The 20,141-nt window shown below is 65.1% G+C and carries 16 protein-coding genes; 9 read left to right on the plus strand and 7 right to left on the minus strand.

All coding sequences use genetic code 11. The features are described from left to right. Positions 1 to 112: 112 nt before the first annotated feature. Positions 113 to 565 (minus strand): universal stress protein, encoded by a 453-nt coding sequence (locus AB0362_RS25670; RefSeq protein ID WP_068050983.1) that lies wholly within the window; start codon positions 563 to 565, stop codon positions 113 to 115. Positions 566 to 749: 184 nt separating this feature from the next. On the opposite strand from AB0362_RS25670, the gene AB0362_RS25675 reads away from it, so the two are divergent. Beyond that, the gene (locus AB0362_RS25675) at positions 750 to 3,623 is read left to right on the plus strand and encodes an alpha/beta fold hydrolase (RefSeq protein WP_317548565.1); all 2,874 of its coding nucleotides are present in this window, start codon (positions 750 to 752) and stop codon (positions 3,621 to 3,623) included. Beyond that, a complete protein-coding gene (locus tag AB0362_RS25680; RefSeq protein WP_269593963.1) occupies positions 3,620 to 4,477 on the plus strand; it encodes an ABC transporter permease subunit in 858 nt (285 codons plus the stop codon). Before AB0362_RS25675 ends, AB0362_RS25680 begins: the two co-directional genes overlap by 4 nt. A gap of 6 nt (positions 4,478 to 4,483) precedes the next feature. Here the strand turns inward: AB0362_RS25680 and AB0362_RS25685 are convergent, their stop codons facing one another. Both AB0362_RS25685 and uvrB read right to left on the minus strand, forming a co-directional pair. Next, positions 4,484 to 5,350 carry a hypothetical protein gene (locus AB0362_RS25685; protein ID WP_366236286.1) on the minus strand — a complete coding sequence of 289 codons (867 nt, stop codon included), beginning with the start codon at positions 5,348 to 5,350 and terminating at the stop codon, positions 4,484 to 4,486. 19 nt (positions 5,351 to 5,369) lie between these two features. Then, positions 5,370 to 7,532: an excinuclease ABC subunit UvrB gene (uvrB, locus tag AB0362_RS25690; RefSeq protein WP_128645895.1), complete on the minus strand. Its 2,163-nt coding sequence runs from the start codon at positions 7,530 to 7,532 to the stop codon at positions 5,370 to 5,372. 78 nt (positions 7,533 to 7,610) lie between these two features. On the opposite strand from uvrB, the gene AB0362_RS25695 reads away from it, so the two are divergent. Continuing rightward, entirely contained in the window at positions 7,611 to 8,156 is a 546-nt protein-coding gene (locus AB0362_RS25695) for a DUF402 domain-containing protein (protein ID WP_269593961.1), read from the plus strand. Between the two features lie 16 nt (positions 8,157 to 8,172). Here AB0362_RS25695 and coaE read toward each other — a convergent pair whose 3' ends face one another. Further along, a complete protein-coding gene (coaE, locus tag AB0362_RS25700) occupies positions 8,173 to 9,390 on the minus strand; it encodes a dephospho-CoA kinase (RefSeq protein WP_317784313.1) in 1,218 nt (405 codons plus the stop codon). Between the two features lie 129 nt (positions 9,391 to 9,519). Here coaE and AB0362_RS25705 point away from each other — a divergent pair, with 129 nt between their 5' ends. Further along, a complete protein-coding gene (locus AB0362_RS25705; protein ID WP_068050934.1) occupies positions 9,520 to 9,729 on the plus strand; it encodes a hypothetical protein in 210 nt (69 codons plus the stop codon). 157 nt (positions 9,730 to 9,886) lie between these two features. Here AB0362_RS25705 and rpsA read toward each other — a convergent pair whose 3' ends face one another. Continuing rightward, entirely contained in the window at positions 9,887 to 11,365 is a 1,479-nt protein-coding gene (rpsA, locus tag AB0362_RS25710) for a 30S ribosomal protein S1 (protein ID WP_027497255.1), read from the minus strand. 215 nt (positions 11,366 to 11,580) lie between these two features. Between rpsA and AB0362_RS25715 the strand changes: the two genes are divergently transcribed. Then, on the plus strand, positions 11,581 to 12,408 hold the full coding sequence (locus AB0362_RS25715) for a class I SAM-dependent methyltransferase (protein ID WP_269593959.1): 828 nt from the start codon (positions 11,581 to 11,583) through the stop codon (positions 12,406 to 12,408). A gap of 15 nt (positions 12,409 to 12,423) precedes the next feature. Here the strand turns inward: AB0362_RS25715 and AB0362_RS25720 are convergent, their stop codons facing one another. Continuing rightward, a complete protein-coding gene (locus AB0362_RS25720; protein ID WP_317784485.1) occupies positions 12,424 to 13,521 on the minus strand; it encodes an isocitrate/isopropylmalate family dehydrogenase in 1,098 nt (365 codons plus the stop codon). A 10-nt stretch (positions 13,522 to 13,531) separates the two neighbouring features. Between AB0362_RS25720 and AB0362_RS25725 the strand changes: the two genes are divergently transcribed. From AB0362_RS25725 to trxA, 3 genes are all read left to right on the plus strand, one after another. Beyond that, a complete protein-coding gene (locus AB0362_RS25725) occupies positions 13,532 to 14,038 on the plus strand; it encodes a 2'-5' RNA ligase family protein (protein ID WP_317784314.1) in 507 nt (168 codons plus the stop codon). A 210-nt stretch (positions 14,039 to 14,248) separates the two neighbouring features. Continuing rightward, positions 14,249 to 15,247, plus strand: a complete 999-nt coding sequence (locus AB0362_RS25730) for a helix-turn-helix domain-containing protein (protein ID WP_317548568.1) — start codon at positions 14,249 to 14,251, stop codon at positions 15,245 to 15,247. Between the two features lie 86 nt (positions 15,248 to 15,333). Next, positions 15,334 to 15,705, plus strand: a complete 372-nt coding sequence (trxA, locus tag AB0362_RS25735; RefSeq protein ID WP_037192657.1) for a thioredoxin — start codon at positions 15,334 to 15,336, stop codon at positions 15,703 to 15,705. 84 nt (positions 15,706 to 15,789) lie between these two features. Here the strand turns inward: trxA and polA are convergent, their stop codons facing one another. Further along, positions 15,790 to 18,531 carry a DNA polymerase I gene (polA, locus tag AB0362_RS25740; protein ID WP_317784315.1) on the minus strand — a complete coding sequence of 914 codons (2,742 nt, stop codon included), beginning with the start codon at positions 18,529 to 18,531 and terminating at the stop codon, positions 15,790 to 15,792. 263 nt (positions 18,532 to 18,794) lie between these two features. Here polA and AB0362_RS25745 point away from each other — a divergent pair, with 263 nt between their 5' ends. Beyond that, a complete protein-coding gene (locus AB0362_RS25745) occupies positions 18,795 to 20,135 on the plus strand; it encodes a branched-chain amino acid ABC transporter permease (RefSeq protein ID WP_269593956.1) in 1,341 nt (446 codons plus the stop codon). The last annotated feature ends 6 nt before the right edge of the window (positions 20,136 to 20,141 follow it).

Consider the following 20,141-nt stretch of genomic DNA (forward strand, 5'->3'; position numbering starts at 1 on the left):
GGTTACCTCGCGGCGCTGCCGCCGTTCGCGCCGCACCCCTCCACACCCCCCCACCCCCCCGCCCCGCCCCGTCGATTCGACGGAGCGGGCCGGTGGTGTGTGCGGCGTGCAATCAGCGGACGGTGTGCACGATCAGAACGTCGCAGGTGGACTTGCGAGCGGCGTCCGACGGAACCGAACCCAACAGCCGGCCCGTCAACGAGTTCAGGCCGCGGTTGCCGACGACGAGCAGGTCACCCTTGACCTCGTCCACGAGTGCCAGCAGCGACTCGACGGGAGCACCGACGATCGCCTTCTCCTCGATGTTCTTCGCACCGGCCTTGGTGGCGTGCTCGCGCGCCGTGCGCAGAATCTCACGCGTCGGTGCCGATCCGGTGATCTGGTAGGCGTCCTCACGCAATGCGTCGGCGGCAGCGGACGTGTCCTTCGGATCGGCCGGGTAGTACGCACAAGCGATCACCAGGGTGGCAGCGGCGTCTCCCGCCAACGCCGCGGCCTTCTCCACTGCCCGCAGTGACGATTCGGAGCCATCGGTCCCGACGACGACGGTGCGGTAGGCGCTCATTCATTCCTCCATTTGTCGGTCACACACACAGATGTGACACTTCTGCTCGAACTCGATTGGTGCAAGTCACAGGACCGAAAAACGTGGTCCGGGGACTGATTCGCTGACATTAGCCGGAACCGGCCGATCGGCACGTGAACTTGGGGAACAACACGATCCGCGCCACTCACATACATTGGTTTCCATGCCGATTCCCCGCCCGCCACTGTCGAGACGGGCCATGACTGTCGGTGCCGCCGTGATTGCGGTTCTGGCTGTAGCCGCCCTCGCATTCGTACTCCTCCCCCAGGATTCGAGCGCCGACACATCCACGCGTGATGCGCGCATCACGCTACCGGACAGCCCCGGATCGACGGGCACCGTCGACATCGACGCTCGTCTGTACGTCCCCGCCGTCACCCCCGCACCGACGGTGCTGCTCGCCCATGGCTTCGGCGGCAGCAAGGACTCGGTCGACGGCGAGGCACGTGACCTCGCCGCCCGCGGGTACACCGTGCTCGCCTACAGTGCACGCGGGTTCGGCGACAGCACGGGTTCGATCTCGCTCAACGACCCCGACCGCGAGGTCGCCGACGCACGCGGACTCATCGACTGGCTCGCCGAACAACCGGAGGTGGAACTCGACGCCCCCGGTGACCCGCACGTCGGTGTCGCCGGCGGATCGTACGGCGGCGCACTGGCTCTGAGCGCAGGCGGCACCGACCCCCGGATCGATTCGATAGCCGCAGCGATCACCTGGAACGACCTGGGTCAGGCACTGTTCCCCAACTACGGCGTCACCTCCGCCGAGGGCCGAGAAGCCCTCGGCGACACCGCCACCCCCGCAGCTGCCGAATACGGCGGACCCGGCGTCCTCAAGCGCGGCTGGGCCGGAGTGTTCTTCGGAGTGGGCGCCTCCAGTGCAGCACCGGCCGGCGACGGAAACGGCAACGGCACCGGAACCGGAACCGACGGCAACGAAGCCGGCACCGCCGAGGAGACATCCGCCTGCGGACGGTTCGCACCCGAATTCTGCGACGCCTACGCCCAGTCCGCAGTGACCGGAATCCCCAGCCAACAGCTCCTCGATCTGCTCACGGCCCACTCGCCGGTCGCGGTGGCGTCGAACATCACCGCGCCGACCCTGCTGGTTCAGGGCAGCCAGGACACGCTGTTCGGTCTGGATCAGGCCGACGCGACGGCTCGTCAGATCGCGGCGGCCGGTGGGAACGTCACCGTGCGATGGTTCGACGGCGGTCACGACGCAGGTGGGACGGACGGCACGAGCGATCAGGCCATCGCCGACTTCTTCGACACGACCTTGCGTGAGAGCGATGCTGCTACAGACAGCCAGCCGTTCGTCTACTCCACTCAGCGGGCAGCCGACGAACGCGGCGGCGACCGCAACCGCCGAATGACGGCTCCTGACTACCCGGGGCTCAGCCCCGACTCCGACCCCACCGAGACTCGATCGGTGACGTTCACTCCCGCTGCGGAGAACCAGTCGATCATCCGTCCGCCCGGGGCGTCGCCGTCGGCGATCTCGTCGATACCCGGTTTGGGCTCGGTGCTCTCGACCCTGGGATCGACCGGGGCCGGAGCAGCCCTGACCGCGGACCTGCCGGGCCAGTCGGCAACGTTCACCAGCGAACCCGTCGATTCGTCCGTGACGGTCACCGGTGTGCCGCGGGTGAATCTGCGCGTGGCGTCGCTGGCCTCGCCGGGTCAAGCGGTCCTGTTCGCGAAGCTCTACGACGTCGCGCCGAACGGCACGAGAACGCTTCCGGGCGGGGCCGTCTCGGCGATCCGCCTGCCAGACACCGAGGGCATCGATCCCGTCGACGTCACCGTTGCCCTGCCTGGCATCAGCTACCTCGTCCAGCAGGGTCATCGCCTCGAACTGAGCATCTCCACCACCGATCAGGCGTATGCCGTGCCGCTCGAACCCGCACAGTTCAGCGTGGCCATGACCGACAACACCATTGCGTTGCCCACCGTCCCCGCGGAAGCGAGCGCGAACAGCACTGTTCCGGTGGCACCACTGATCGGCATCGGGGTCGTCCTGCTCGCGGTCGCCGGTGCGATCGTGGCCGGAGTCGTGCAGACCAGACGCCGCGCGGTCGCCGAAGTGGACGAGAGTCTGATCGACACCCCTCTGGTGATCACCGATCTGGCCAAGACGTACTCCAACGGTTTTCGGGCAGTCGACGGCGTCAGCTTCGAGGTGAAGCAGGGCCAGGTTCTGGGTCTGCTCGGGCCGAACGGTGCAGGCAAGACCACGACCCTGCGCATGTTGATGGGCCTGATCACTCCCACCGGTGGTGACATCAGGGTCTTCGGTCACAAGGTGACGCCAGGAGCACCGGTGCTGTCCAGGTTGGGCTCCTTCGTCGAGGGATCGGGCTTCCTGCCGCACCTGACCGGAACACAGAATCTGCGGCTGTACTGGGAAGCGACCGGTCGCCCGATCGAGGACGCCCATCTCGAGGAAGCCCTCGAGATCGCAGACCTCGGCACCGCGATCGAACGCAAGGTCAAGTCGTACAGCCAGGGCATGCGGCAACGGCTCGCCATCGCCCAGGCCATGCTGGGGTTGCCGGATCTGATGGTCCTGGACGAGCCGACCAACGGACTCGACCCACCGCAGATCAGGACGATGCGCGACGTGCTGATCAACTACGCGAAGACCGGACGAACCGTGTTGGTGTCGAGCCATCTCCTCGCCGAAGTGGAGCAGACCTGCACCCACGTGGTCGTCATGAATCGCGGATCGGTGATCAGTTCCGGCACTGTCCGCGAACTGACCGCGGCAGGCGGACAAACGGAGATCAGGGTCGACGACGCCACCCGCGCGCAGTCCGTGCTTGCTACCTCCGGCCACGACGGCGCAGTCGTCGTCGACGACGGCACGGTGACCGTCGACCTGACCGACGCGGATGCCGCCGTCGTGATCCGAGAGCTCGTCACCGCGGGGATCTCGGTGCGCGGATTCTCGCAATCGACGCGCCTCGAAGACGTGTTCCTAGACCTCGTCCACCGAGACACCCCAGGGTCTTCCACCAGCAAGGATCGTTCATGAGCACCACACACGCAGACGGGCGCGCTGCCGGATACACCGGCGGCAGCACCTTGCCGTTCCGTACCGAGTTGCGCAGGCAACTGGGACGTCGACGCACTCAGCTGGCGATCGGCTTCCTGGCGCTGCTGCCGGTAATTCTGGCCATTGCGTTCACAGTCGGCAGCTCGGATGCGGACTCGGACGCCGGTGGGCTGATCGAACTCGGCACTCGCGGAGGCATGAACTTCACGGTCTTCGCTCTGTTCATGTCCGTGGGATTTCTGCTGATCGTGGTGGTGGCCCTGTTCTTCGGCGACTCGGTGGCAAGCGAAGCCTCGTGGTCGAGTCTGCGATACCTGCTGGCCATTCCTGTGCCCCGGAGTCGACTGCTGACGCAGAAGGCATTGGTGTCGGCGACGCTGTCCAGTGCTGCGATTCTGGTGCTCGTCGGGGTGTCCCTGCTGATCGGCACCGTGATGTACGGCGCGGAGTCGCTGATCACCCCGCTGGGCGAGGGGCTGCCCTACGGCACCTCACTGGTTCGGCTACTGATCGCGGTCGCGTACATCGGCATCAACCTGCTGTGGGTCGCGGGCCTGGCCATGCTGCTGTCCGTGCTCACCGACGCCCCTCTCGGGGCCGTCGGCGGCGCGGTGATGACATCGATTCTGATGCAGATTCTCGACCAGATCACGGCACTGGGATCACTCCGCAACTACCTGCCCGGGCACTACGCCAATTCGTGGATCGATGCATTCGGCACGAGCATCGACTGGAACGACATGGTGGTCGGCTCGTTCTCGGCCGTCACGTACGCGGCACTGTTCGGGTTGATCGCGTGGCGACGCTTCGGCACCAAGGACATCACCAGCTGAGGCGGGCTACTTCTTCTTCATCGCGGGCCCGAACACACCATCCGGAATGACGCCCGCACCGACGATCGACTCGCGCCACGGCGTCGCGAGCGAAACAAGCCGCGCCGCACCGTCCTCGCCGAGCGCAGCCCACGGCGCGGCGGCGAGGTCGTTGGTGATGTCCTCGACCAACGTCCGGAGATCCTTTCCGTCCTGAGTCAGCGCGCCGTCGGACGAGAGCAGCTCACGGTCGGCCAGAGACGCAACGGCCCCGTCCCACTGCTCGGTCGACCATCCGCGACGCTTGCGGGCGAACTCCTTCTCGAATCCGTAGCCGGTGGCGGTATGGGTGATGAGCGCTTCGAGACCGCTCAGTCCCGCCGTCTGCAGCGCCGCGAGGTGACCGTCGCCGCGGTATTCGCGGATCAGAGTCAGGGCGTGCCACAGCACGAGATGCGGAGCTGTCGGCCAATCGAGTTCGGCATACGCGGCGTACAGGGGTCGGCCGTCGTCACCGGGAATGCCACGGGCTGCGATCGATGCCAGGTCTGCGGCCTCGGCCATATCCGCGGACGTCAGGACCTCGGGCCCGAGCAGTCGGGCGAAGGCGGCATCGAGCGTGTCGTACCGGATTGCCATGATCTCGTCGGGGGACGCGATGTCCCAGGCGGCCGGAATCAGCGGCGCGATCAGTTCACGATTGAAGTTGTAGAACGTGGCGGTGACGACACCTGCACCGACCCGCCCCAGAGGCGCTGCCCGGCCCGCGAAATAGCAGGCCCGCGGCGGCAACCCGGCGGCGACGAGAGCGTCCTGCGTCTCCGGAAGGAAATAGGTCATCGAGTGAATGAGCTCGAGCGCGCGAGAGGTGCGGCCGGCGGTGGTTGCGTCCATCGTTGAACCGTAACCGAACCTATTTGAGGCCGGCCGCATCCATCCCGCGCAGTTCTTTCTTCAGATCCTGGATCTCGTCGCGCAGTCGGCCGGCGAGCTCGAACTTGAGCTCGCGTGCCGCGTTCATCATCTGATCGGTCATGTTCTTGATCAGATCGGCCAGTTCGGCGCGCGGCATCGACGAGACGTCCTGGCCCTCGTACACCCCGGTGCTGACCGACCTGCCCGCCTCGCCCTGCGCTCGCCGGCCCCGGCTGGCGTTGCGACCGGACCCTCCGACTTCGACGACGGAATCGGTGTCCTCGGCTTCCTGGTAAACCTGGTCGAGGATGTCGGCGATCTTCTTGCGCAGCGGCTGAGGGTCGACGCCTCTTTCCTTGTTGTACGCGATCTGCTTCTCACGCCGACGCTCGGTTTCCTCGATCGCGTAGGTCATGGAATCGGTCATCTTGTCGGCGTACATGTGTACCTCGCCGGAGACGTTTCGGGCGGCACGACCGATGGTCTGGATGAGGCTGGTGCCGCTGCGGAGGAAGCCTTCCTTGTCGGCGTCGAGAATCGCCACCAGCGAGACCTCGGGCAGGTCTAGACCCTCACGGAGCAGGTTGATGCCCACCAGCACGTCGTACTCGCCGAGTCGGAGCTGCCGGAGAAGTTCGACGCGGCGCAGCGTATCGATGTCCGAGTGCAGGTAGCGGACACGAATGCCCAATTCGAGCAGGTAGTCGGTCAGATCCTCCGACATCTTCTTGGTCAGCGTGGTCACCAGCACACGCTCGTCTTTCTCCGCGCGTTCTCGGATCTGATGGACCAGGTCGTCGATCTGGCCCTTGGTCGGTTTGATGACGACCTTGGGATCGACGAGTCCGGTCGGACGGATCACCTGCTCGACGAACTCTCCCCCGGTCTGGCCCAGCTCGTACTTGCCCGGAGTTGCCGAGAGGTAGACCGTCTGACCGATCCGCTGAGTGAACTCCTCCCACGTCAACGGTCGGTTGTCGGTCGCGGACGGCAGGCGGAAACCGAAGTCGACGAGGTTGCGCTTGCGGGACATATCGCCCTCGTACATCGCCCCGATCTGCGGAACCGTCACGTGAGACTCGTCGATGACGAGCAGAAAGTCCTCGGGAAAGTAATCGATCAACGTTGCAGGCGCGGTACCTGCACCGCGTCCGTCGATGTGCCGCGAGTAGTTCTCGATACCCGAGCAGAATCCGACTTGCTTGATCATCTCCAGGTCGTATTGCGTCCGCATCCGCAGCCGCTGAGCCTCGAGCAGCTTTCCCTTGCCCTCCAGCTCCGCGAGCCGACCCTCGAGTTCGGCTTCTATGTCCTTGACGGCTCGTTCCATCCGCTCCGGCCCGGCAACGTAGTGCGTGGCCGGGAAGATGCGCACCGAATCGACCTGCCGAACGATGTCGCCGGTCAGCGGATGGAGGTAGTACAGCGCTTCGATCTCGTCGCCGAAGAACTCGATGCGAATCGCCAGTTCCTCGTAGGACGGAATGATCTCGACCGTGTCACCGCGAACTCGGAACGATCCGCGGGTGAAGGCCATGTCGTTGCGGGTGTACTGCACGTCCACGAGCAACCGGAGCAGCGCGTCACGCTGCACTTCGACGTTGACCTCCAGCTCGATCGACCGATCGACGTACGACTGCGGAGTACCGAGACCGTAGATGCACGACACCGACGCCACCACGACCACGTCGCGGCGCGAGAGCAGAGATGCCGTCGCCGAGTGCCGCAGACGCTCGACATCGTCGTTGATCGACGAGTCCTTCTCGATGTAGGTGTCGGTCTGCGCGATGTACGCCTCGGGCTGGTAGTAGTCGTAGTACGAGACGAAGTATTCGACTGCGTTGTTGGGCAACATGTCTCGCAGCTCGTTCGCCAACTGCGCCGCCAAGGTCTTGTTCGGTGCCATCACCAGAGTGGGGCGCTGCAGCTTCTCGATCAGCCAGGCAGTGGTGGCCGACTTACCGGTACCGGTGGCACCGAGCAACACGATGTCCTTCTCGTCCGCCTTGATCCGCCGTTCCAGCTCGGCGATGGCGGTCGGCTGATCGCCTGCCGGCGTGTGTTCGCTGACGACCTCGAACGCCGGTCCGGTGCGCTCGATTGCGCCCACCGGACGGTGCTCGGAGTGCGCGACAACGGGATGTTCGGATGCAAACGCCATTTCACAAGCGTAGACGCGACCACCGACAAGTTCCGTCGGGCAGACCCCGGACGTCGGTTCCCGGTAGCTTCTACAGGCATGGTCGCTCACACGTCAGCCGGTGCGCACACCGTCGTTCATGCCCCCAAGCACGAGACGTTCGACCTCGTCGCCAAGACGAACGTGGATCCCAAGGGGTTCGTCCGGGTCGTCGACGAATACCGCGTCGAGCCGTGGGGGCTGTACATGGCCCGCCCGTCCGATCACGCCCACTTCGACTACCTGGAGTCCTGGTTGCTGCCCGCTCTGGGGCTACGGGCCTCGGTGTTCCACTATCTGCCCGCGCACGCCCGCGATCAGGACTACTACGTCGACATCGGCGAGTACACCGCAGGCACCACCCGATGGACATCCGTCGACCACTATCTCGACCTCAGCGTGCGTACCGGCCGCGATTACGACCTGCTCGACGTCGACGAGTTGTTCGACGCTCGGGTGGCGCACCATCTCGACACCCCCACGGCCGAGCTCGCGCTGGCCAGATCGATCACGGCCATCGAAGGACTGACGCGGCACGACTACGACCTGAACGCGTGGCTCGCATCCCTCGGAATGCCGACCGAGTGGAACGGCAAGCCGTCCTGACTCGGTCGGCCCCGATTCACGCGGTCCAGTCGGTCTGCTCCGCCCACTGCCATGCCCGACGGTATGCCACGTCGAACCATGGGGCTTTCGCGTTCTCGTAGGCCTCGATGGCCGATTCGAAGTCGGTGATTCCGGCAGCCGCCTCGGAGGCGCGTCGCTTGATTCCGGCGTACTCGGTGGTGATGTTGTCGTCCGCCCGCAGCCAGTCCCGGAACAGCAGGGCGAACGTCTGATTCGGCCAGCCGTCGACCCGGATATGTACGTTCGCCGGCCGGCCGGGGTCCGCGCTGCCGTGAAAACGCTTGGCCCACACGGCAGGATCGGCTTCTCCGCCGATTCCGTATGCGGGCTTTGGATAGTCGAAGTTGCTGGCCTCTCGCCGAGGGAACCCTGCCACGCGCAGCTGCTCGGCGACAGCATCGGCGTCGTCGAGCCCGCGCACGGTGATCTGGATGTCGATGACATCCTTCGCGTCGAGACCGGGCACCGCGGTGGAGCCGATGTGGTCGATTCGGACCGCTTTGTCCGCGCAGGCAAGGGCCAGGCGCGAGATGATGCGTCGGGCCTGCGATTCCCACGTGGGGTCGGCTGTCACCTGTTCCGGATGAACGCGCGCGATGATCCCCTCCCTGATGTTGCGCTCGAAGGGAATCAGACGTTCGCTCCACAGGGCTCGGACGACGTCGTCGACGCTGCCCAGCGCACCGGTGTTGTCGATCCACACGTCTGCTGCGGCGCGGCGCGCATCATCGGTTGCCTGTGCTGCGATCCGCGCGCGAGCGTCGGCCTCGGGCATGCCTCGCTGTCCCGTCAGACGACGCACCCGTTCCTCGGCGTCGACCCACACGATGACCACCAGGTGAAAGAACGGGCCCATCGATCCCTCGACGAGGAGCGGAATGTCCTGCACCACTACGGCATCCGGCGCTGCACCGTCGATGATCGCGGCGGTGCGCTCGCCGACCAACGGATGAACGATGGCGTTGAGCTTCTTGCGGGATTCCTCGTCGCCGAATGCCTTGGCCGCCAATGCCGGACGGTCGAGCGAGCCGTCGGGTGCGAGAATGTCGGCTCCGAAGGTGTCCGTCAGTCGTTGCAGCCCAGGTGTTCCCGGCTCCACGACTTCACGGGCAAGCACGTCGGAGTCGACGAGCACTCCCCCGAGCTCGGTCAGCACCTTGGCAACGGTCGATTTTCCGGCACCTATTCCACCGGTCAGTCCCAGTCTCAGCATGCACCCAGTCTGACACTCGAACACGCCGAATCACACCAGCCTCAAATGCACCGTTTTCGGAGGTGGGTCGGTTATCTTCGACGAGCGCGACCTCGATGTGCCGACCCACAGCTATTGAAAAGGACACCCATGCGAAGCAATCAGATCCAACCGGGTCGGCACCGCCTTGGCATGGATGCAGGCGTTCATTGCATTCTCATCCCGGAAGTAGCCTCGGCGTTGGCCGACCATCGGCGTAACTGGTTCACCAACCTCCTGACCCCCGCCCGCCACAGCTTCGCCAGCATGCGCAAGCGCACGGAGAGCGTCGGCCAGTGGAGTCCAGCCACCGCCGCGTAGTTCGCACTCCCCCTCACACATGGGCCCGGTTCATCGGAACCGGGTCCATTGTCGTGTCCGCAGCTTCTCTGCTCCCCTGATTCGAAACGAGAAAGCCCCGGTTCTCACGTGGAGAACCGGGGCTCGGTGTCACACCCTCACGGGTGGACCACTTCTATCAGGCGTTGCCCGACAGCTTCTCGCGAAGTGCAGCGAGCTGCGCATCGCTGGCCAGCGAACCACCGGTCGAGGCCGGAGCCGACGCTGCGGGAGCGTCGCCTTCTGCATCGGCGGGGGCCTGACCCGACTCGGAGGAGTAGTTGGTGTTGGCGGCTTCGGCAGCTTCGTCCTTGGCCGTCTTCTCCATCTGAGCGGTGTGCATCTTGTGGCGACGCTCCGCCTCGGCGTAGCGACCTTCCCACTCTTCACGCTGCTTCTCGTAACCTTCGAGCCATTCGTTGGTCTCGGAGTCGAAGCCCTCGGGGAAGATGTAGTTGCCACCCTCGTCGTACGAGTCGGCCATGCCGTACTTGGACGGATCGAACTCTTCTGCGTAGTCCTCGTTGGCCTGCTTGAGGCTCAACGAAATCCGGCGACGCTCGAGATCGATGTCGATGACCTTGACGAGTGCGTCGTCGCCGACACCCACGACCTGGTCCGGAACCTCCACGTGGCGCTCGGCCAGCTCGGAGATGTGCACGAGGCCCTCGATGCCCTCTTCGACGCGCACGAATGCACCGAAGGGAACGAGCTTGGTGACCTTGCCGGGCACGATCTGGCCGATCGCGTGGGTGCGAGCGAACTGGCGCCACGGATCTTCCTGAGTTGCCTTGAGCGACAGCGAAACACGCTCGCGGTCCAGGTCGACGTCGAGAACCTCGACGGTGACCTCGGTGCCGACCTCGACAACCTCGGACGGGTGATCGATGTGCTTCCAGGACAGCTCGGAGACGTGCACGAGTCCGTCGACGCCACCCAGGTCCACGAAGGCACCGAAGTTGACGATGGAGGACACGACGCCCTTGCGGACCTGGCCCTTCTGGAGCTGGTGCAGGAACTCGCTGCGGACCTCGGACTGGGTCTGCTCGAGCCATGCGCGGCGCGACAGGACCACGTTGTTGCGGTTCTTGTCGAGCTCGATGATCTTGGCCTCGATCTCCTTGCCGACGTACGGCTGGAGGTCGCGGACGCGACGCATCTCGACGAGCGAGGCGGGAAGGAAGCCACGAAGACCGATGTCCAGGATGAGTCCACCCTTGACGACCTCGATGACGGTGCCCTTGACGGCCTCGTCCTTCTCCTTGAGCTCCTCGATCGTGCCCCAAGCGCGCTCGTACTGAGCTCGCTTCTTGGACAGGATCAGACGGCCTTCCTTGTCCTCCTTGGTGAGGACGAGTGCTTCGATCTCATCTCCCACGGAGACGACCTCGTTGGGGTCGACGTCGTGCTTGATGGAGAGCTCGCGGGAAGGAATGACGCCTTCGGTCTTGTAACCGATGTCGAGTAGAACCTCGTCACGATCGACCTTGACGATGGTGCCCTCGACGATGTCACCATCGTTGAAGTACTTGATCGTGGCGTCGATGGCGGCGAGAAAATCCTCTGCGGAGCCGATATCGTTGACGGCTACCTGCGGTGAGGTTGTGGTTGAGGGCATGTGTTGAGTTGCTCCGGACGGGTTGGGTATCGGTTGATGGATGTTCGGTCGGACTTGGTGAAACGTGTGCAACACGAGCATCTTCGGCGAATCCGTTGCCGGATCCGTGTGCGCCGAGGTCGAGGGAACCCGACCTGGGCGCAGCATGAACACACTCGCGTTGAACAGGGTACGCGATGCCGCAGTACCAGCACAAACCCGGTTAGAGTCGGCGTGTGACCGATCTTTCCACACCGTCGTCCACTCCCGGCCGCGGCCGAATCGATTCGGTCGCGAGCGACCGCGCGAGTCGTCTCTGGTGGGATTCCGACGCCGAGAGCTACCACCGTACGCACGGCGCGTTTCTCGGAGTGTCGACCGAATCCGGGGAGTTCGTCTGGTGCCCGGAGGGGCTGCACGAGGGCGACGTGCATCTGCTGGGCGACGTCGCGGGCAAGGACGTCCTCGAAGTGGGCTGCGGCAGTGCACCGTGCGCCCGCTGGCTCGGAACCCAGGGTGCGCGCGCGATCGGTCTCGACATCTCGATGGGCATGTTGCAGCGCGGCGTCGATGCAATGACCGCGGGCGGGTCGACGGTTCCGCTGGTGCAGGCCAGTGCCGAGTCCTTGCCGTTCGCCGACGAACGGTTCGACATCGTCTGCTCGGCCTTCGGTGCGGTGCCGTTCGTCGCGGACTCGGCCAATGTGATGAAGGAAGTCGCGCGGGTACTCCGGCCGGGCGGGATCTGGGTGTTCGCCGTCAACCATCCGATGCGCTGGGTGTTTCCGGACGATCCCGGGGTCGGCGGTCTGACCGCGACGATTCCGTACTTCGATCGAACCCCGTACGTCGAATACGACGCCGACGGGACTCCCAACTACGTGGAGCATCACCGCACGATCGGTGACCGCGTGCGCGAACTGGTCGCCGCAGGTCTCGAGGTGCGCGACATCGTCGAACCGGACTGGCCGGAATGGCTCGACCGCGAGTGGGGACAGTGGAGCCCACTGCGCGGCCAGCTCTTTCCGGGCACCGCGATCTTCAGCAGCCGCAAACCGCACTGACGGAGTCCGCCGCGATCAGCGCCGGTGCACCCGGGCTTCCACGGCCTCGGTGAATGCGCTGGTCGACGCCTGCCCACCGAGGTCGGCTGTCGCGACCCCGGATTCGACCGTGGCGTCGACGGCGTCACGGATCCGGCCGGCGGCCGCGGCCAGCCGATCGTCCCTGTGCCGCGGGGCGAGCCACTCGAGCAGCATTGCAGCGGACAGGAAGAGTGCCGTCGGATTGGCCCGGTTCTTCCCTGCGATGTCCGGGGCCGATCCGTGCGAGGCCTGCGCCATCGCCTGGGTTTCCGAGGAATTGATCGACGGCGCGGTGCCCAACGACCCGGACAGCTCACCCGTCAGATCCGACAGAATGTCACCGAACATGTTCTCGGCCACGATGACGTCGTAGTCCTCGCCCCGCCGAACCAGGTGCGCCGCGAGCGCGTCGACGTGCTCCTCGGTTACCTGGACGTGCGGAAATTGCTCGCTCACGGCGCGGCACGCATCGCGGAACAGCCCCGTCGTCATGGACAGCACGTTGGTCTTGTGCACGATGGTCAGTTTCCTGCTGCGTCGCTCAGCCAGCGAGAATGCCTCACGTGCAATGCGTTCGCAGGCCGCACGCGTGAACACTCCGACGGCCAACGCCACATCGGGAGTGGGCATGAACTCCCCGCTGCCGACGAACATGTTGCGATCGGCGTAGAAACCCTCGGTGTTCTCCCGCACGACCACAAGATCCATCCGCGGAGACACCGCCCGTACGCCGGGCAGTGCCTTCGCCGGCCGAATGTTGGCGAACAGGTCGAATTTCTTGCGAATCCGTCCGCCTGGAGTCAGTTCGGATCGGAACGGCTCCGGATACGACGCGCTGTCGTGCGGTCCCAGAATCCAGCTTTCGAGCTCACCCAATTCGTCCAGCGTGTTCCCGGGTATCGGCGTTCCGTGGTGGTCGATGGCGTCCATGCCCAGAGGGAGGCGCACCCAGTCCACGGCCGGTCCGCCGACGGACGCCAGGGCCGCGTCGACCACCCGGATCGTCGCGGGCACGATCTCGTGGCCTATCCCGTCGCCGGTCATGGCCCCGATCCTGAGCGTCGTCGTATTCCGTGCGTCCGTCTGCGACATCATGGGCTCCATGGTGCAGTCCGCTGAACTACTACTCGACTCCGGCCTCGACGCAGCGGTGCGCCGCGAGTGGGCGGCGCTGTCCGAGGCCGGGCTCCCGAGTCAGAACCGCCACCGCGGTGAGTCGAATCGCCCGCACGTCACCGTCGCAGTGGCGTCGTCGATGCCGGCCGCGGGGGACGACGGCGATGCGGTCCGCTTCGATCCGTTCGATGTGCGCCTGGGCGGGCTCGTCGTGTTCGGCGGTCGAACGATCACCCTGGCGCGACTGGTCGTTCCGTCGAGCGAGTTGCTCGATCTGCACGCCCGGATGCACGAGGCAGTGGGCGAACGTTCGCTCGACCACCTCGAACCCGGCCGATGGACGCCGCACGCGACGTTGGCTCGACGGTTGACGCCCGAGGAGGCAGGAGCGGCGGTGCGCCTGCTCTCGGCGGACATCGATGATCTGGTGGGATCTGCGGTGGCGCTGCGCCGATGGGACGGCGAGGCCAAGCGCGAATGGCGGATCGGCTGACCCGGGGCACTCTAGAACCGGAAGTCGCCGAACTGGGTCACCTCCGCGTGGGTATCGGGAGCGAAGCCTGCGAGCACGACGGCGTCGAGGGCCAGGAACAGCAGCACAACTACCAATACAATTGTCATGCCGCAAGCTTCCAACCTGCGAAGAATGCGCACGAGTGGCAGTAAAGCCATATATCGACGACTTTCTGCCATACTTCTTTTCATGCTGAAACGAGTGGTTGTCGCGCTGATGCCGTTGACCGAACAGTTCGAGCTGGGCGTCGCCTGCGAGGTGTTCGGATTCGATCGCTCGGACGAGGGCCTACCCACCTACGACTTCTCTCTGATCGCAGGTGTCCCCCAACCGATCCGCACCCGCGTCGGTTACACCATCGACGTCCCTCACGATCTCGACAGTCTCGACAGCGCCGATCTGATCATCATTCCGGCCGGCGGCACCGAAGCCGCCGAGGACGGTACATACGTCTGCGGAGCTGGATACAACTCGTCCATCGAGCCACTACTGGCCAAACTTCGCGCGGCCGTCGACAGGGGTGCCATGGTCGCCAGCCTGTGCAACGGCGCGTTCGTACTGGGCAAGGCCGGACTGCTCGACGGCCGCCCCTGTACGACGCATTGGCGGCACTCCGCTTTGCTGGCCGCGAAATATCCACTCGCGCAGGTCGATCCGAACGTCCTCTACGTCGACGACGGAAACGTGCTGACAAGCGCGGGCACAGCGGCCGGAATCGACCTGTGCCTGCACATCGTGCGCAAGTACCAGGGCAGCGTCGTGGCCAACGGGATCGCTCGCCGGATGGTCGTTCCTCCGCATCGTGACGGCGGCCAGGCTCAATTCGTCACCAGTCCCCTGCCCGCCACTCGTACCGAGACACTGGCTCCGCTGCTGGACTGGATGACCGAGAACCTCGACTCCGAGCTGACCATCGGTCGACTGGCGGCGAGGGTGAACATGTCGGCGCGAACCTTCGCCCGCAAGTTCGCGGCCGAAACCGGAACCACGCCCGCGCGCTGGCTCAACGACCAACGAGTACTGGCGGCGCAGCAGCTGTTGGAGAACTCGGATCTGCCGATGGATTCGATCGCCGAGGTGGTCGGTTTCGGAAATGCGGCAGCCTTGCGGCAGCATTTCGTGAGGTTGCGATGCACCACGCCGAATGCGTATCGCCGCACGTTCCGTGCCGCACCCCAGCCCGCCTGACGCAGGCGCTCCGACCCGGCCGGGATGATTCCGGTGAGTACCTGCGTTGGAACACTCCAGAAGCGCAATCAATCGAAAGGGACCGCGTGGCCACTCAGACTTTGACCCAGCAGAATTTCGACGAGATCGTGACGAACAACGACGTGGTGTTGGTCGATTTCTGGGCGTCCTGGTGCGGACCGTGCCGCCAGTTCGCGCCGACGTTCGAGAAGTCGTCCGACGCGCACCCCGACGTGGTGCACGCCAAGGTGGACACCGAGGCCGAGCAGGGACTTGCTGCCGCGGCGCAGATCCAGTCGATCCCGACGATCATGGCGTTCCGCGAAGGAATTCTGGTGTACGCACAGCCCGGTGCACTGCCTGCGCCGGCGCTCGAGGACCTCGTCGGTCAGATCAAGGCACTCGACATGGACGTCGTGCGCCAGCAGATCGCCGAGCAGGCTCCCGCGGCGGAGTAGTTTCTCGCCGCTGCACACGACGCGAAGGGCCGCTCACCGAATTCGGTGAGCGGCCCTTCGTCGTTCGTCCTGCGCGGCCTCGAATCAGTGCGCAGCGGCATCCCAGCTGCGGCCGGTGCCGACCGAGACTTCCAAGGGCACCGACAGTTCGATGGCCGAGGACATCTTGTCGCGTACGAGCGCTTCGACTTCCTCACGCTCGGATTCGACGACCTCGAGCACCAGTTCGTCGTGGACCTGCAACAGCATTCGTGACTTCAGCGTCGACTCCGCCAGTGATCGGTGCACGTCGATCATCGCGACCTTGATGATGTCTGCGGCGGTGCCCTGGATCGGGGCGTTGAGAGCTGCCCGCTCGGCGACCTCGCGGCGCTGACGGTTGTCGCTGTTGAGATCGGGCAGGTAGCGGCGCCTGCCGTACAGCGTGGAGGTGTATCCCACCTTGCGCGCTTCCTCGACGGCGTTGCGCAGGTAGTCACGGACGCCGCCGAACCGCGCGAAGTACGCCTCCATCTGCTGCTTCGCCTCGTCGGTGGAGATCTTGAGCTGCGCGGCGAGACCGAATGCGCTGAGTCCGTATGCCAATCCGTACGACATCGCCTTGACCCGGCGACGCAGTTCGGGGGTGACCTCCTCGATCGGCACGCCGAACGCCCGGGCACCGACGAAACTGTGCAGATCCTCGCCGGTGTTGAACGCCTCGATCAGACCTTCGTCGCCGGATACGTGCGCCATGATGCGCATTTCGATCTGGCTGTAGTCGGCAGTGAGCAGTGTGTCGTATCCGGCCCCGACGACGAAGCCGTCACGGATGTGGCGTCCCGCCTCGTTGCGCACCGGAATGTTCTGCAGGTTCGGCTCGGTGGACGACAGTCGTCCGGTGGCCGCGACCGTCTGGTTGAACGTGGTGTGAATGCGGCCGTCGTCGGCGACGGATTTCAGCAGGCCGTCGACCGTCACCTTCATCCGCGTCGCGTCCCGGTGATCGAGCAGGAACTTCAGGAACGGATGCTCGGTCTTCTCGAACAGCCCCTGCAGCGCATCGGCATCGGTGGTGTACCCGGTCTTGGTCTTCTTCGTCTTGGGCATGTCGAGTTCCTCGAACAACACCACCTGCAACTGCTTCGGAGACCCGAGGTTGATCTGCTTGTCGATCACGCCGTAGGCGGAGTTCGCGGCCTCGTCCACCTGCGCGGCGAATCCGGATTGCAGCGCGCGCAGGTGATCACCGTTCACGGCGATACCCGTTGCCTCGACATCTGCCAACACCGTCAGCAAAGGCAGCTCCATCTCGGAGAGCAGGGTGGTCGACTCGATGGCGGCGAGCTCGGCGTCCAGCGCATCGGCCAGGTCGATGACGGCCCGCGCCTTGAGAATCTCGCCCTCCGCGAACGCCGCATCGGCGGTGTCCTCCGCGTCGAGCAACGACATCTGACCTTCACCCGCATCCTCCACCCGGAGTTCGCGCTTGAGGTAGCGCAACGACAGGTCGTCGAGATTGAACGATCGCTGACCGGGCCGCACCAGGTACGCCGCCAGTGCGGTGTCGGTGGTCAAGCCGCCGAGGGTCCAGCCGCGCCCACGAACCGCATGCAGAGCCCACTTGGCCTCGTGCAAGGCCTTGGGTTGCGCTGCATCTGCGAGCCAGGCCGCGAGTGCCTGCTCGTCGGATTCGTCCAGAGCGGTCGTCGTGACGAACGCGCCCTCGCCGTCGGCCGCGGCGATCGCCACCGACGTCGCATCGCTGTCGAACGGCCGACGCGCGCCGAGAATCGACAGCCCACTGCGCCTGCCGTCGGCTGCGTGTTCCGCCAACCAGGCGGCCAGTTCACCCGGTGCGACGATGCCGCCGCGGACGTCGAACCCTTCCTCCGCCTCGGGTTCGACCGACGCGAGTGTCTCGAACAACCGGTCCCGCAGAATGCGGAACTCGAGGTCGTCGAACAAGGCGTGGATCTTCTCGCGGTCCCACGGAGCGAGTTCGAGCTGATCGGGGGTGTAGGGCAACGGCACATCTCGGACCATCTCGGTGAGCTCGCGGTTGAGCACCACACTGGACAGGTTGGCGCGCAGTGCGTCTCCCACTTTGCCCTTGACCTTGTCCACGTTGTCGACGAGGGCGGTGAGGGAACCGTATTCGATGATCCATTTGGTGGCCGTCTTCTCGCCGACCCCAGGAATGCCAGGAAGGTTGTCGCTCGGGTCTCCGCGCAGGGCCGCGAAGTCCGGGTACTGCGACGGCGTCAACCCGTACTTGGTGGCGACCTCGTCGGGAGTGAACCGAGTCAGATCCGAGACGCCCTTGCGCGGATACAACACCGTGACGTTGTCGGTCACCAGCTGCAGCGCATCGCGGTCGCCGGTGACCACCAGGACGCGGTAGCCGAGCGCCTCCGCCTGGGTCACCAGAGTGGCGATGATGTCGTCCGCCTCGAAGCCGGCCTCTGCCATCACCGGGATACCCATGGCCCCGAGTACGTCCTTGGTGATGTCGACCTGGCCGGCGAACTCGTCCGGAGTCTTGCTGCGGTTGGCCTTGTACTCGGGGAACCGCTCGGCGCGGAAGGTCTGCCGCGAGACGTCGAACGCCGCCGCGATGTGCGTCGGTTTCTCGTCCCGCAGCAGATTGATCAACATCGAGGTGAACCCGTACACCGCGTTGGTGGACTGACCGCTGGTGGTCTTGAAGTTGTCCGCAGGCAACGCGAAGAAAGCACGGAACGCCATCGAGTGGCCGTCGATGAGCAGCAACGTGGGCCGCTCCCCGCCCGCCTTCGCGTCGGTCTCGGCTGCGGGCGCTGCACTTTTCTCCGTTACTGGGCTCACGGTTGACCAGTCTAGGGAGCGGGTCCGACAACTCGAAGCCGGATGCAGGTGCCGCGACGCGATCGCTCTCACGGCGCGCGTCGTGCACCGCGAAACACAACCGATACTTTCCGGAAATCTCAGTCGCCGATTTTGCGTCGTTTCAGCGGATAGAGTCCGACAATTGCAGGAAACCCCACATACCCGTGGCTCAACGACAACCCGTCCGGAGGACGTGCGTGGCTCCAAATGTTCGATGGACCAGAAAGGTGCAACCGCCGAGGTTGCGCGCAAGATCTGCCGTTCGGCTCTTCCAGCGAACACTCCTACTCGCCGTTCTGAGTTCCATTGCCGCGCTGCTGTTCAGTGCGCCGGCATTGGCCCAGGAACCTACCCCCACTCCCCCGGCAGCACCGGGGACCAGCGCCGAACAGGCACCGCCGGCGGACGCCGTCAGCGTCGCCGGATCTCTCAACAACGGTGGCGAACGACTCATCGGAGTCGACGTCGCGGCGCTGGACGCGTCCGGCGCCGAAGTCGCCCGCACCACCAGTGAAACCGGCGGTCGGTGGACCCTCGAATTGTCGCCCGGCACATACACATTCCAGGTGGTTCAGGAAACGCTCCCCGACGGCGTCAGCGTCCAGGGCGAGGTCCAGCGCGATGTGCAGGCCGGGCGTTCCAACACCGTCATCTTCTCGTTCGGTGAGGCCAGAACCGCCACCAGCATTCCGTTCTACGAGAAGTTCGTCCGCACCACGGTCGACGGCTTTCGTTTCGGCCTCGTCATCGCGCTCGCCGCGGTCGGACTGAGTCTGATCTTCGGCACCACCGGTCTGACGAACTTCGCGCACGGAGAAATGGTCACGCTCGGTGCCGTCGCGGCGTGGTTCTTCAACGTCAGTGTCGGGATACAACTCATCCCGGCCACGCTGCTGGCAATCGTCGTAGGAGTCGCGATCGGCTGGCTCAACAACGCCCTGATATGGCGGCCGTTGCGCAAGCGACGGACCGGCCTCATCGCGCAGCTCGTGGTGACGATCGGCCTCGCAATCGCACTGCGCTATCTCATCCTGATCTTCTTCTCGGACCGCTCCGAACCCTTCGACGACTACCAGGCTCAGACCGAGAACAACTGGGGTCCGCTCTCGATCACCAACGTCAACCTCGCCTGCATCGTCATCAGCATCGTCGTCCTGGTCGGCGTCGCACTGATGTTGCAGCGCACCAAGATCGGCAAGGCCATGCGTGCGGTTGCCGACAACCGGGACCTCGCTGCGTCCTCCGGCATCAACGTCGAGCGCGTGGTCACGTTCGTCTGGTGCCTCGGCGGCGGCCTGGCTGCCCTCGGCGGCGTGTTGTTCGGGCTCTCCGAACTCGGCGGTCGCGTCCAGTGGGAGATGGGCTTCAAACTCCTGTTGCTCATGTTCGCCGGCATCACACTCGGTGGACTGGGAACGGCCTACGGCGCCTTCCTCGGTTGCGTCATCGTCGGTCTGCTCGTGCAGTGGTCGACGCTGGTCATCAATCCCGATCTCAAATACATCGGAGGGTTGCTCGTCTTGATTCTCATCCTCGTCGTCCGTCCACAGGGCATCCTCGGCTCGCGACAAAGGATCGGGTGACCTTCA

This window comes from Rhodococcus sp. NPDC079359 (genome assembly GCF_040702585.1).
In the GTDB taxonomy this organism is placed as follows: Bacteria; Actinomycetota; Actinomycetes; order Mycobacteriales; family Mycobacteriaceae; genus Rhodococcoides.

Bases quoted from the DNA above. Each gene is read 5' to 3' on its own strand.
- AB0362_RS25670 (WP_068050983.1), bottom strand. From the start codon at position 565: ATGAGCGCCTACCGCACCGTCGTCGTCGGGACCGATGGCTCCGAATCG.
- AB0362_RS25675 (WP_317548565.1), top strand. From the start codon at position 750: ATGCCGATTCCCCGCCCGCCACTGTCGAGACGGGCCATGACTGTCGGT.
- AB0362_RS25680 (WP_269593963.1), top strand. From the start codon at position 3,620: ATGAGCACCACACACGCAGACGGGCGCGCTGCCGGATACACCGGCGGC.
- AB0362_RS25685 (WP_366236286.1), bottom strand. From the start codon at position 5,350: ATGGACGCAACCACCGCCGGCCGCACCTCTCGCGCGCTCGAGCTCATT.
- uvrB (WP_128645895.1), bottom strand. From the start codon at position 7,532: ATGGCGTTTGCATCCGAACATCCCGTTGTCGCGCACTCCGAGCACCGT.
- AB0362_RS25695 (WP_269593961.1), top strand. From the start codon at position 7,611: ATGGTCGCTCACACGTCAGCCGGTGCGCACACCGTCGTTCATGCCCCC.
- coaE (WP_317784313.1), bottom strand. From the start codon at position 9,390: ATGCTGAGACTGGGACTGACCGGTGGAATAGGTGCCGGAAAATCGACC.
- AB0362_RS25705 (WP_068050934.1), top strand. From the start codon at position 9,520: ATGCGAAGCAATCAGATCCAACCGGGTCGGCACCGCCTTGGCATGGAT.
- rpsA (WP_027497255.1), bottom strand. From the start codon at position 11,365: ATGCCCTCAACCACAACCTCACCGCAGGTAGCCGTCAACGATATCGGC.
- AB0362_RS25720 (WP_317784485.1), bottom strand. From the start codon at position 13,521: ATGTCGCAGACGGACGCACGGAATACGACGACGCTCAGGATCGGGGCC.
- AB0362_RS25725 (WP_317784314.1), top strand. From the start codon at position 13,532: ATGGTGCAGTCCGCTGAACTACTACTCGACTCCGGCCTCGACGCAGCG.
- AB0362_RS25730 (WP_317548568.1), top strand. From the start codon at position 14,249: ATGCTGAAACGAGTGGTTGTCGCGCTGATGCCGTTGACCGAACAGTTC.